Here is a 12,960-nt window from a genome sequence, read left to right as displayed (position 1 = left end):
ACGCTAATTCGCCGCCACGATCGCTGGCGGCTGCCACGTCCCTTCGCCCGCCGGCAGTATGGAAGGCGCTTCGTTCTTCGGCCAGTACAGGCGCATCACGAGATAGACTGTGCCGTTGGGCGCAGGCAACCAATTTGCCTCCTTGTCCGCGCCGGGGGTGTCTTTCTGGATATAGAGGGTGAGCGAACCATCCTCGTTCTTCTTCATACCCGGCAGCATCGGCGAGTTGATGAGGTAGCGATTGATCGGGTTCTTGATCAGGAGCTGGCTCTTGCCGTCGTACATCGTCACCGACCAGAAGGAGTTCACCGGCGGGAGTTGCCCGGCGGGAAACGTGATGGTGTAGTTGTGCTTGCTGGCGTCGAGTGTTTCGCCTTTTGCGTCCGTTCGGGTATAGGGGTACATTGCTTCTCCGGCATCGTTGCCCAGGAGACCGCCCTTGGCGGCGCCTGCCCGCATCACCCAATCGCCATTGTAGAAGCCCTCGTCGCCAAAGAACGAGCCGACGTTCCAGCCGTGGATGTTTTTGTTTCCGCTGGCCAGCCATTTGTCGACCTTGTCATCACCCTGCTTCATGGCCACCAGGATTTCGGCTTTATGTTCGAGCGATAGATCCTTAAACTCGAAGGTCTTGCCGGGACCGATGCCAATCTTCGCAAATTTCGCGCGAATCGCCATGTCCCTTGACGTCTCGGGGACGAATTCCAGAGCTGCGTCGAGGTATTGAAAGAAGTTGTCCTTGATCCCGGCAGTGGTGGCAGGAAGGAACTCGATCTTAGGCGCGGCGGGCGCGGCGGGTTGTTTAAGGAAGCCAGAAAGCGGTTGCGCCTTATAGCCGGCCTGAATTTCCTCAACGTTCGGCATATCTTTGGGGTCAAAGAGTTGAGTGCGGATAAGTGCGAGTGGGAACGGCGTCGTTGATTGAAAGATCTTCTTGACCCCAATGGGCGTGTCACCTTTCCAATCGGGACCAACCACCAGGTAGTCGCCCTGGTCGCTCCCAGTGGCGCGCGTGCCGATATAGCCAAAATTGTACGTATTGCCGTCGATGAGCTGGACGGAGTAGTAGCGCTTCGGATCGACCACCGGTACCGAAAGGACCACCGGCTCCGCCCGCAGGTCTAGCCAGACGAACGAGTAAGGGGTGTCGCTGTTCGGCGTAATGACTGCCGTATCCTCGGGAGTGGCAACATGGTGCTGATTGTTGATTTCGTTGAACGGTGCCTTGAACTGGCCAGAGTTTTTGTCAACGGCGAACTCTTGCATAACCGCATAGTACATCACCAGCGGCAGGCCGTAGATTAAGCCTTCCTCGGCAATGTCCTTGGCCTCGATGATGCCGGGATAGCTCTGCGCCATCAGCAGGCTTGGTCTCGCAATCGCGGCGCCCGCGGCGATCACCGCGGCGGAGCGAAGTAAGTCTCGTTTCGTCAACATTTGTCGTACCCCCAGGATGAGTTGTCAAATTCGTGCGTGTCAGGGTTGTCTGCTCAAGTTTGGTGCTTGCAGGCGGGCGCTTGTCTTTCTCATTTTGGAAACAGGAATGTTACGGCCAGGCGTGCTCCAAAACCGTCAGGGCCGTTGGCAGGGCTCTCGGCCCAATAACGCACACCTGCAGTCAACTGAATTGGCTGCTTGTTGACTTTCACCAGCTTTGCGACCGTGAAGTTGATGGGAACGGACCAGTCTTCGGTCTCCCAATTGTAGGTGCTCTCGGTGTTCAGCGCGAACGTCCACGCTTTCGGTGTCGTGTAGGAAATGAAGGGTTGCAGGAACGTTGAATTCACGTCCTGACGATCCTTGTCACCCGCGAACGACCAGATGTGGTTGGCCAATGCACCATAGGTCCAGGGGCCGGATTGCTTGAGGAAAACGGCCGTCGGTCCCGCGCCCCACTTCTCGCCGCCAAGCAAATCGTCCGTTGCGGTCGGCAGAAGGAAGACAGGTCCCACGCCCCAGATAATGCCTGAAGCGGTCGGCTTCTTTGGCGAGAAGAACAAGCTTTGCGTTGTATCCCCCAGACCAAACTGATCTCCGGATGGCCCGGCAATGTCGTTCTGCCAGACGATCGGCACGATGGTGCGAGAGATGATATTCCAGTCCTCATTCAGGGTGAACGGAATGACGGGTTGCACATTGATGGTGTATTTGCTGCCATCATCCGGGCCGTAGCCGCCATCATAGTTGCCTTGAAATGGTACGCTGATGAGCGAAGCAATGGGATTGGAAAGCTTTTTGGCCAGGTCCTCGGCACTCTCCTGAGCATGCGCGCAAGACATGGACGCAACGACCGCTATTGAAGCGGACACAAATGCAGTACGACGTATGGCCATAACTGTGTTCCCCAAAACAGTTTCACTACTTCTGATCGGCGAGAGGTTCCCCACACTCCCGCATTTCAGATGGTCGCAAGACCTTCTGACGGAAAGAAGTACGTTACTGTAACATCGGGAATTCGGCCGCCCGCGCACCATGATCCAACAGCGATCTGAATCAACCCCCAACGTTTTCAGACCGGTTTCGCGCCATCGCTGAGCCGCGCTACTGCCTTCCAGTCGCTGTGGAACGGTCACCGGCTTTTATAGAGGCTCATGCGAGCGCGGTTCGCACGCCTTCTGCCAAATCGTTCAATTTATCCGCTGGGTTGCGGCCGATCAGCATGTACCCATGGGCCTGATCCGACCAATAGACAACGTTCATACCGTGTCGCCGCTCGGTCAGCGGTGACCGTGGACCAGTCGACGACTGAACGATGCACAGAGCCATCGGTCCGTGCTCGGGATCGAGATAGGCGATCTGCCCAAGCGGCTTGCCATCATACTGCAGAACTTGCGCGCGTTTGAACGGGATGCCCGGCAACGACACCGCCCGCAGGGGAAGGGAGAGGCCAAGCGCGTCACCTACGTTCTGTAATTGCGCGCTCTGCGATTGCTCGTTGCTATCGAGATTGGCGAGTGTGTCGGGCGTGTAAAGCGACAGGTATTGGGCAACAACCGCCCGCCAGTCGTCCTCATGATCGCTGGAAGCTTGCTTGAACGCCATGAAGCCTCGATCGGCAGCGACGCCGACGAAAACGAGCCCGATGGCAGCGGCCATGAAACCGCGGCGGCTCATGCCCCTTGAAGCGGGTTCACTGGTGATCGAAGCGGGGAGGTCGTTAAGAATAGCTTCCAGCTTTGCCGTAGGAGCGTTTTCAAGCAGCGGCTGGAACGCATCGTAAAAGGCCATTTCGCTGCGTGAAAGAAATTCATATCGTGCGGCGATAGCTTCATCGATCTTGATCAGCCTGTCGATCCGTGCGCGATCCTCGCCATTGAGTTCGCCATCGAGAAACGCGACCAACATTTCGTCGGAGGGCATTTCGGCGTGTTTCAGATCAACCATTATTTCCCTCCTTTCATCTGTTTGGCCTTCACGTCCGGATCGGCGTGTTCGGCGAGCCTAGCGCGGGCCGTTGCAAGGCGACTCATGACCGTGCCGATTGGTACGTCGAGAACCTCCGCGACTTCGCGATAGGACAGACCCTCTACATAGGCGAGGAACACCGCGGTTCTCTGCGCCTCAGGCAATTCATTCACCTGCCGCAAGACCTGATTGGCCATGACGTGCGTTTCGGTTTCATGCTCGCCGTCGAAGGAAAGTGTTACGTCGGCATCGACGAAACCGTTACCCATGCGTATGCGGCGCGAGCGGATCTCATTGAGCCAGATCGAATGCATGATCGAGAACAGCCACCGATCAAGCCTTGTCCCGCTCATGAATTGGCTCGCGCGCTCGAGAGCGCGAACACAGGTCGCCTGCACGAGATCATCGGCAACGTCGCGCTGGCGGGACAGTACAATACCGTACCGCCAGAGCCGGCCGAGATACTGGGCAAGGCTCGCCCGGATTTCGTGTTCGCTCGCGATGATTGCCTCCATCCAGACAAGTCCACTGCGGACATCCGGTGCTGACGACGCTTCTGATGTCGCCCGACTATAAGCAGAAAGTTGGTGATGAGCGATGGTCACCTTGATCCCTTCTTTGTGAACAAATCACAACCGCTTTTCAGCCGGGCGATAGCCGCGTCAGATCTTCGAGGGCTTTTCAATCGCCTCGTGGAGATCGCGATATTCTTCGCAAGTGGTTCCACAGATCGACTTGATCGTCATCAACTGGTCCTTGGCGAGATCGAGCTGGCCCTTGATGACATAGGCTTCGCCGAGATATTCGCGAACCTTTGCGTATTTCGGATCGAGCGCGAGCGACTTCTTGTACCAGGAGATGCCTTCATCAGTGCGGCCGAGCTTGCGCGTGGCATAACCGCGATAGTTGAGCGCTTCCTTGGTGTTGGGGTCCTTCAACGTATCGAGCATTTCCAGTGCTTCCTGGTAGCGTCCGGCCTTGGCCAAGGTGTAGGCGTACTCGGTGCGGTCCTTGTCCGGAACGGCGCTGCTGGTCTTCTTGACGCATTTCTTGGCCTTGGAACTCCAGACCTGGCCCTTGGGACAGGTGGGCGTCGTGGCGGAATCGTCGCTACCGCCGCCGCCTGCGGCAAAAGCCGGCATGGAAAAAGCAGCAAGGACGAAGCTGGCGCCAAGCAGGGTGGATGTGATCGAATGTTTCATGAGTTCTGTCTCCGAATGACAATCTGACATGTGGAGAACACGCCGCACGGCGATTTATTCGAAGATCGGGCCGAATATTTCGAGACGGCTGATCGGGAGGAGAATCGCCCTGCAGCAAGCACTGAACAGCGTTGCCGCAATTGGTTTTCTACAAGCGGCCAAAAACTGGAATTGTTTACTCATATCGGCAAGAATTTTGAGTCCCGGTACGTTCTGCCTGGAGGAACAAGGATTTATGCTTGAGACAATATCTGCCACGAAAAGCGTAACCTAAAATGGACAGACAAGTGGAGCCAGTTGATAAGCACAGCGGACAGTTCTTGCAATCATTAGTTGCAGAACCCGAAGCTCGATCAACCGCGCCGTCGCGTCGAAAGCCGCAGCTCGGCTCTCCAGTTGACTTGGCGAAGCAGCGCGTTGCAGCCGCAAGGCTTGCCGCTGACAATAGTTTGCTTCGTGCAAAGGCAGCTCCGAAACCGCACGAGATCACCAATCCTGCCTTCGTAGCTCTGTTTGAGGCGCATCAGCGGGATCGGGAAGTGCTATTCGCGGCGATGAGAGCCCTCGAGAAAGAACAAAGCGGTAGCGTTTCGCACGCGCGCTGACTAGGGTCAGGGCATATGTTGTCGGGAATCATCCAATGTCGGAACTCAAGATCAGGACCCGCCCCGTGGGCGCTACGTCCGTACTCCAGCCAAAGGAATTGCCACTCGTCACGTCGGAGACGGGAGGCAAGATCGGGGTTGTTACCTCGGTTTCCGAACCCGGCTTCAGCCCGATCGATTTGCTGTATAGCTCGCTGTCGGCGTGTATTGCATTGAGCGCTCGTACTGCCGCCAGCCGGCTCGGCGTTGCCGACAGGCTCGGCGAAGTCCGGGTGCACGTGACGGGCGAAAAGGCACATGACGGGCCGTCGCGCATCGCCCGCTTCGATATTTCCATCGAGATCGATGGCGATTTAGACAGCGCAACGAAGCACGAGATCGTCGAGGCTGCCGAAGAAATCTGTACCGTCAGCAATACGTTGCGCGGCAATGCCGATTTCGTCACGAAGCTGGCCGACTGAAGCGGCGTCAGGTCTTTCTTGTGTGGCCGGAGACTTCGGCTCCGGCGTTCCATGGCAATTCCAGAAAACGAAGTGCAGACACGACGCCGATAAGACCGACGACGACGAATGCCATGCGAAAATCCGTCAATGATGTGGTGACATTGCCGTGAACCATTTGCGAAACGTTGAGGACTATTGCGGCGATGGCAACGCCAAGCAGCATCGACATCTGCTGAAGCATGCTGGAAAGCGTCGAGGCAGAACTGCGCTGTGAGGCGTTGATGTCTGCGAAGGTCAATGTATTGAGCGCCGTGAACTGCATCGAACGCGAGAGGCCCGCGACGAGCAGGAGCGCAAACGAGATGATCTCGGGCGTTTCAGCGGATAGAAGCGAACAGGCAGCGAGGGACAGCGCTGCGATCAAACCGTTGAAACAAAGGATCGTGCGAAAGCCAAACCGCCTGAGTAGCGGCGTCGTGACGACCTTCATGCCGAGATTGCCGATGAAATACACGAGGATGAAAGTGCCCGTCCTGATGGCGCTGAAGCCGAAGCCAACCTGAAACAGCAGCGGCAACAGGAATGGGGCGGAGTTTATCGAGACGCGCCCTGCCGTTCCGGATGCTGCCGTGGCGATGGCAAATGTGTGGACCTTGAAGACTGACAGATCGAGCAGCGGGTTTTTGACGCGCAGAAAATGTCTTGCCGCCACGACCGACAACAGCGAACCGCCGACAAGCATGGCGGCGGCAATGTAGAACTCGTGGATACCGTGCGTGAAGGATTCAAGGCTGGAGAGGACAAGCGCCAAACCGGCCGCAGAGAGCCCGAAACCTTTGAAATCAAACTGCGGAACCGATATTTCACGCTGGTCCGGAACGAATTTGAGGACCAGTAGAATACCAAGGATACCGAGCGGTATATTGATGAGAAAGTTCCAGTGCCAGCTAAAATAGGTGGTGATGAAGCTGCCAAGGACAGGGCCGATGACCGGCGCGAACAGCGCAGGCCATGTGATGAGCGCGATAGCTGAGACAAGCTCGGATTTCTCCGCATTGCGTAGCACGATCATGCGCCCGACCGGCGTCATCAGGGCGCTGCCCACGCCCTGAACGGCACGCGCGCCGACGAACTGCCAAAGCGTTTCCGAGAGACCGCAGACAAGCGAGGCGATCGTGAAAATGGCGATGGCAGCAATGAAGACATTGCGAGCGCCGAAGCGATCACCCATCCAGCCCGAAATCGGGATGAAAACGGCCATGGATAGCATGTAGACGGTGATGCCGATGCTCATCGCCACGGGCTCGATGCCAAATGAAAGCGCCATCTGGGGCAGGGAGGTGGTGATGATCGTCCCGTCGAGCATCTGCATGAAGAAGGCGACTGCAACAACGAGAGCGACAAGACGCGGTTGCCGCGCTGTGACGGCTGTTTCCTCGCCGTCCGATAGTGCAGTCGTCATTTCATAACCTCAGTATATTTCATGCAGGATGGCCGCGGCGCTGCGCAGCCCAATATCAAAGTGCCGGGCCCGCAATTCAGGCCCGGCAACCGGATTTGTCAACGTCACTCGCGGATTATTGATTGGCGTCGAGTTGCTTGTAGGCAGCGTCGAGATAGCTGGTATCGACCCATTTGCTGTAATCGATCGTTCCTTTCAGAAGCTTTGCCTCTGCCATGAACTTCTCTTCTTCCTTGAGCGAATTGAGCGCTTCGTCGGTAATCTTCGGGTCCTGATAGAACACACCATCCTTATAGGTCTTGCGTACGGATTTTTCCGAGGACTTTGTTTCGTCGACAAAAATCTTGATCGTGTCTTCCGGGTGCGCGTCGGCCCAGCGCGAAATCTGGATATCTACCTTCAGCAGGCGTTTGACCAGATCGGGATATTTTTCCGCAAAGGCGCCATTGACCGAAATGACGTTCGGCACGGCCCATTCGGGGTGCTCCGATCCATCGAGAAGAATGCGAGCCTGGCCGGTGTCGACGAGTTTTGCCGCCGTGCTGTCCGTCTCCACGATTGCGTCGATATCACCGCGCAGCAGCGCAGGGCCTGACGCCTCGAACGGCAGATTGAGTGATTCCACATCGTCGGTCTTCAAGCCGGCGGCTTTCAGCGCCTTGCTGAAGTTCGAGTGACGCACTGTGCCGGCAAGATATGCAACCTTCTTGCCCTTCAAGTCGGCGACGGTCTTCAGCGGCGAGTTCGTTGGAACGATGATGGCCGAGCCGCCTGTTTTAACGAAACTGGAAATGCCGATCAGCTTGACATCAGCACCCGATGCAGCGACGCGCAGGGCAGGGTTGTTGCCAGTGTAGGTGACCTCGATAGCGCCAGTGGCGAGGGCGGTGGTTGCCTCAGAGCCGCCGCCAGTAAAGCTCACGAGCTCAACCTTGATGCCGTCCTTGGCGAATTCCTTTTCCAGCCAGCCATCATGCTGGGCGAGAATGAATTTCAGATGGCCAGGTGCGGTACTGCCGATGCGAATGACATCCGGCTTTTCCTGTGCGATGGCGGGCAGGGCGAAGCTTGTCAAACCAAGCAGCGCGGCGGCGATGGTCTTTATCAGAGTCCGGCGCAAAACGCCGTTGTTTGAAATTGTCATAATATGGTTCCTTCATTGGCGTTTAGCAGAGGTTTCAGTGAGGTGAGGTGTCGGATTGGCCCTTCCACGAGGTCGCCCAACGCTCAAACCAGACCAGCAGGTAATTCACGATCAGCCCGATGAGTGTCATGGTCAGAATGCCGGCATACATATCGCCGGTTTCCATCATCAGCTGCGATTGCTGGATGAGGTAACCGAGGCCAGATTTGGCAGCGAGCATCTCGGCACCGATAACCGCGAAGATGGATGATTTCACCGCGAGACGCGCACCGGCAACGATCGAGGGAATGCTCGCCGGAAGGATGACTTTGCGGAACAGATCGACATCTGATGTTCCCATCGAGCGGGCCGCTTTCAACAGCAGCGGATCGACTGCCTTGACGCCGCTGATCGTGTTCACCAGCAGGAAGAACACCGACGAATAGAAGGTGATCGCAATCTTGGACGCTTCGCCTATACCGAGGAGCAGAATGAAGACCGGTAACAGGGCAAACTGCGATGTGTTGCGGAGGGTCTGAACCAGCAGATCGGAAATCTTTTCGAAGAGCGAATAACGCCCCATCAGGAACCCGAGCGGAACAGCGACGATCGTCGCCAATCCAAAGCCGATCGCTGCCCGCTGCAGGCTGATGCCGATATGCTTGGCGAGGACGCCGCTTTCTGCCAAGCCGAACCATGAGCGGCAGACATCACTGAGCGGGGGGAAGAAGATCGGATTAAGCCAGCCGAGACGCGGTGCGATTTCCCACAGCAGGAAAAACAGCATGAGCAAGGGCAGGCCATAGCTGAATGTGCCATCACCGCGCGCCGTCTTGTGCTTGCGGGCGGGCCGGGTAGCACTGCCCGCTGCAATGGATGGCAACCTGACGCCGATGCCTGGTTTTTCGCTGATGTAGGCCATGTTTCCGTTCCCTGGATCTTTAGTTGGCGTAGGCAGGCGACAACGCCCAATCCTTTTGCGCCTTGTTGACTTCGTCGCGCAGTGCTTTCCAAACGCGGGCGCGATGCGCGTTGAATTCCGTGCTGGATCGAATGTCGCCATCGCGCGGGCGCGGCAGATCGATATCGATAATCTCCTTCACCGTGCCGGGACGAGCGGTCATCACAACGATGCGGTCGGCTAGATAAATCGCCTCATCGATGGAGTGCGTGACGAAGATGACGGTCGTGTTGATCTTCTCCCAGATCTTGAGAAGTTCGCTTTGCAGGATTTCGCGCGTCTGCGCATCGAGCGCTGCGAACGGTTCATCCATCAACAGCACTTCAGGATTGCTTGCCAAGGCGCGTGCGATGGCCACGCGCTGCTGCATTCCACCGGAAAGCTGATTGGGATAGCGGTCTTCGAAGCCGGACAATCCGAACAGAGCGAGGAAATATCGCGCGCGATCAGTCCGTTCGCGTTTTGGCACACCACGCACCTCCAGGGCATATTCGATGTTCGACAGGGCGGTGCGCCAAGGAAACAGCGCATATTGCTGGAACACATAACCCGTCTTGGGATCGGGCCTGGTGATGGTGGTGCCATCCAGTTGCACGATGCCCTTGCTCGCCTGTGTCAACCCGCCGATGATATCGAGCAGTACGGATTTGCCGCTGCCGCTCGGACCAACAAGCGTGATGAACTCGCCCTTGCGGATGTTCAGATCGACGCCATCGAGGACAGTGACGCGATCAGTCTCCTCGCCGTCGACAGTCACATATTGACCCGGCTTGAGCTGGAAGGTTTTTCTGATGCCGGAGACGACAATTCGGTCCATTTGCATTCTCCTTCAAACTGCCGCGACGCGAATGCGATGCGTCGGATCATGTTCGGTTCCACCAGCCTTGCCGCGTTTCCAGCCGAGCGCGCGCGCATAACTGCCAAACAGATTGCGTTCCTCGACCTCGGCTTCTGTGATCGGAAAGTGGCCTTCCGCGCGATGCGCGACGTAGAGCGCATCGACGGGACAATAGATTTCGCAGAGGTAGCAAGTCTGGCAATCGTCTTGGCGCGCTATAATGGGTGCTGAATCCGGCACCGCGTCGAACACATTCGCTGGGCAAACCTTGACGCATATATCGCATTCAATACAACGGCTTGCGGAGACAATCTCAATCATGACGCGATGCCCTCGCGACTGATTTGCGCTTCGCCAATGGTGATAGCATCGACCCCGCTCACGAGGATGCGCCGGGCGAATGCTGGATCATTACCGGGACGGTCGCCACGCCGGTGCATGCCGCGGCTTTCATTGCGCGCGAGCGCGGAGGCAAGCGACCAGCGCGCCGAGGCTGTGATCGATGCGGTCTCGCGACTGCGCACGCGGTCCACACCTTCTGCGTGAAGGTGTTGACGCACATCATTCCACAGGCTCTCCAGCCGCTCGCTACTGGTGTGCAAGGTCGTACCGTCGCGAAAATAGTTCTTTTCGAGCGGTATGACTTCGGCGCGAACAGCTTCGATGATTTCAGCGGTGCGCAGGTTCGCGCGAGCGTTTCCAGCCGGTCGCAGTCCCGCTTCGCCAAGCGGTTTCGAGATGGAACGGAAGGCGTTCCGTGCCGATTTGCGCGCGTGGGTCGAAGCCCCTTTGCCTGACCACCAGCCGCTGGCGATAGCCCAGGATGAATTGACCGCGCCGCCGCCCGACACCGCACCTGTCATGTTCTCGCGGCTGGCTGCGTCCCCTGCGACGTAGAGCCCGGGAACACCGGTGCCGCAATCGGCGGTCGCGAGCATGATGCCGCCTGTGCCTCGTACCGTGCCTTCAGCCCGCAATGTGATGCGGAACAAGTCCTTGAACGGATCGATGCCAGCGCGGTCATGTGGCACGAAGCAATTAGGCTGGCCGCGGCGTAGCCAATCCTGCAAGGCGGGCTCGGCATGGTCGAGACGGGCAAAAACCGGACCGTCTATCAGTGCCTTCGCAATATCCCTCTCGCGCTCGCCAATGCCGTTGGAAACTTGCTCGCCATTTGCGTCAAGGAGAGGTGAGCCGTCCTCGCGGTAGAATGTGGCCCATCTGTAGGGCAGTCCCTTGTTGAGCGACGTTTCATAAGGGGCAAGCGTGTATTTCCCGGTGAACTCCATGCCGGAAAGATGCGCCCCGGCTTCCGCAGCCATCAGGTAGCCATCCCCGGTGAGGCCGGTTGCTCCGAGGATACGCTCGTGGAAAGCACATCCGCCGGTTGCGAGGACAACGGCTTTTGCCTCTATGCTCCAGTCGCGGTTGCGCTGCCGGTCAACGCCGGAAGCCCCTGTGATCGCATCGCCATTCGACAGAAGTTCAAGGGCAGGGTGATGGTCAAGCACGGTAACGCCCGCCTTCAGCACCCGCCGTCGCATGAAACGCATGTAGTCCGGACCGCGAAGGTTGGCGATATAGAGCCGGCCGTCATCTTCTTGCGGAAACAGGTAGCCCCATTCGGAGAGCTTCACCAGATTTTCGTAAGCCTGATCGACGCAGCGCAGCATCCAGCGCTGATCGGCAAGCCCGCCGGTACGCTGCCAGCGCCGCTCGACAGCCTGAGCACGATTTTCACCCGGCGGTACGCACCAGGTTCCGGTGTTGGACGGAGCCGTGGCGCCGCTCGTACCAAGATAGCCCTTGTCAGCAAGGACAACACGAGCTCCATCTTCGGCAGCAGCCAGCGCCGCCCACGCGCCGGAAGGGCCGCCGCCAAGGACCAGCACATCCGCTTGCAAATGCAGTGGATCATTGCTGGTGGATTTTACCCGATCAGATGACATGCGTTCGGAATTCTCAGGCAGCGTGGGAGAGGGGGGCCGGCTCATTGCCTTCCAGCCATTTGATGTTGCAGCCGATGGATGCGACCTGCTTATCAGATGGCTTCTGGCCAAGGAGGACAGCATCGACCGCAGCTCTGATATCCGCGCCTGTGACAGGCTTGCCATTGCCGGGACGCGCATCATCGAACTGGCCGTGATAGGCCAGGCGGCGCTCCGCATCGAAAAGGAACAGATCGGGCGTACAGACGGCGCGATAGGCCTTGGCGACGGTCTGTGACTCGTCCTTCAAATACGGGAATGAATAGCCGAAGTTGGCGGCTTCCTCACCGATGCGCGCGAGCGTTTCTTCCGGATGCGCCTTCGCGTCATTGCTGTTGATGGCGACGATCTGCAATCCTTTCGGCGCATATTCGAGCGCAAACTCTGCCAGCGCTTCGCGCAGCAACACAACGAACGTACAGCGGTTGGAGATGAAAGCGACGAGCAAAGCGGGTTTTTCGGAGAAGCTCGAAAGCTCGTAGAGCTTGCCGTCCGCATCCGGCAAAATGAAGTCAGCGGCTTTTGTGCCGAGCGTAATGGCGTTTGATTCTGTCTTAGGCATTGTGCGCTCCCATTGATCAAGACTTGTCGGCAGAGCTCATATGGCTGCCTGGCACCAATACTCTACTGAATTGGTCGTGTATTAAGAGGCATATTATTTTGGAGATGGCGGATTTTTGAAAATTATTGTCCTGCCGGCACCGGACCCGATGAAAATGAGAGACCAGAAAATATCCGTAAGCGAAATTTCCCGCGAACTGGGCTCGGGGGTTGTGACAACGAGCTTGATTCAACCTGAGGCTTTTTTGTCGCGCCATGCAGAAAAGCGAAAAGACATATGGCCATGGCCAGCGTCGAGGATTATATCCCCCTCATCCAAGCCACTAAGTGCTTACTATCTACGGTTGCGTCCATCTCGATCCAACCGTGCCA

The 12,960-nt window shown here is 57.4% G+C and carries 13 protein-coding genes; 1 reads left to right on the top strand and 12 read right to left on the bottom strand.

Translation table 11 applies throughout. The annotated features are described in order from the left end of the window. Window positions 1-3 precede the first annotated feature (3 nt). The 5 genes from C7476_RS11905 to C7476_RS11885 form a co-directional block, all read right to left on the bottom strand. Window positions 4-1,437, bottom strand: coding sequence for a DUF1254 domain-containing protein (locus C7476_RS11905; protein ID WP_114430133.1), 1,434 nt, complete (start codon window positions 1,435-1,437; stop codon window positions 4-6). Window positions 1,438-1,526: 89 nt separating this feature from the next. After that, window positions 1,527-2,279 (bottom strand): transporter, encoded by a 753-nt coding sequence (locus C7476_RS11900; RefSeq protein WP_245426299.1) that lies wholly within the window; start codon window positions 2,277-2,279, stop codon window positions 1,527-1,529. Window positions 2,280-2,589: 310 nt separating this feature from the next. Beyond that, window positions 2,590-3,384 (bottom strand): anti-sigma factor family protein, encoded by a 795-nt coding sequence (locus C7476_RS11895; RefSeq protein ID WP_245426283.1) that lies wholly within the window; start codon window positions 3,382-3,384, stop codon window positions 2,590-2,592. Beyond that, window positions 3,384-4,010 (bottom strand): RNA polymerase sigma factor, encoded by a 627-nt coding sequence (locus C7476_RS11890; RefSeq protein WP_425373969.1) that lies wholly within the window; start codon window positions 4,008-4,010, stop codon window positions 3,384-3,386. The genes C7476_RS11895 and C7476_RS11890 overlap by 1 nt, the downstream gene beginning before the upstream one ends. A 57-nt stretch (window positions 4,011-4,067) precedes the next feature. Beyond that, window positions 4,068-4,607: a tetratricopeptide repeat protein gene (locus C7476_RS11885; RefSeq protein WP_114430130.1), complete on the bottom strand. Its 540-nt coding sequence runs from the start codon at window positions 4,605-4,607 to the stop codon at window positions 4,068-4,070. 640 nt (window positions 4,608-5,247) lie between these two features. Between C7476_RS11885 and C7476_RS11870 the strand changes: the two genes are divergently transcribed. Next, window positions 5,248-5,673: an OsmC family protein gene (locus C7476_RS11870; RefSeq protein WP_114430127.1), complete on the top strand. Its 426-nt coding sequence runs from the start codon at window positions 5,248-5,250 to the stop codon at window positions 5,671-5,673. A gap of 7 nt (window positions 5,674-5,680) precedes the next feature. On the opposite strand, the gene C7476_RS11865 is transcribed toward C7476_RS11870, so the two are convergent. The 7 genes from C7476_RS11865 to C7476_RS11835 form a co-directional block, all read right to left on the bottom strand. After that, window positions 5,681-7,117 (bottom strand): MFS transporter, encoded by a 1,437-nt coding sequence (locus C7476_RS11865; protein ID WP_114430126.1) that lies wholly within the window; start codon window positions 7,115-7,117, stop codon window positions 5,681-5,683. A 115-nt stretch (window positions 7,118-7,232) separates the two neighbouring features. Continuing rightward, complete coding sequence (locus C7476_RS11860) at window positions 7,233-8,261, bottom strand: aliphatic sulfonate ABC transporter substrate-binding protein (RefSeq protein WP_114430125.1); 1,029 nt, start codon at window positions 8,259-8,261, stop codon at window positions 7,233-7,235. Between the two features lie 34 nt (window positions 8,262-8,295). After that, a complete protein-coding gene (locus tag C7476_RS11855) occupies window positions 8,296-9,162 on the bottom strand; it encodes an ABC transporter permease (protein WP_114430124.1) in 867 nt (288 codons plus the stop codon). 19 nt (window positions 9,163-9,181) lie between these two features. Beyond that, the gene (locus C7476_RS11850) at window positions 9,182-10,018 is read right to left on the bottom strand and encodes an ABC transporter ATP-binding protein (protein ID WP_114430123.1); all 837 of its coding nucleotides are present in this window, start codon (window positions 10,016-10,018) and stop codon (window positions 9,182-9,184) included. 12 nt (window positions 10,019-10,030) lie between these two features. Further along, window positions 10,031-10,360, bottom strand: a complete 330-nt coding sequence (locus C7476_RS11845) for a 4Fe-4S binding protein (protein ID WP_112527140.1) — start codon at window positions 10,358-10,360, stop codon at window positions 10,031-10,033. Continuing rightward, the gene (locus tag C7476_RS11840; RefSeq protein ID WP_114430122.1) at window positions 10,357-11,988 is read right to left on the bottom strand and encodes an FAD-dependent oxidoreductase; all 1,632 of its coding nucleotides are present in this window, start codon (window positions 11,986-11,988) and stop codon (window positions 10,357-10,359) included. Before C7476_RS11840 ends, C7476_RS11845 begins: the two co-directional genes overlap by 4 nt. A 13-nt stretch (window positions 11,989-12,001) precedes the next feature. Next, window positions 12,002-12,589 (bottom strand): thioredoxin family protein, encoded by a 588-nt coding sequence (locus C7476_RS11835; protein ID WP_114430121.1) that lies wholly within the window; start codon window positions 12,587-12,589, stop codon window positions 12,002-12,004. Window positions 12,590-12,960 lie beyond the last annotated feature (371 nt).

The organism is Phyllobacterium bourgognense, assembly GCF_003337575.1.
GTDB classification, from domain to species: Bacteria; Pseudomonadota; Alphaproteobacteria; order Rhizobiales; family Rhizobiaceae; genus Phyllobacterium; species Phyllobacterium bourgognense.
This window is presented reverse-complemented; position numbering and strand designations above follow the sequence as displayed.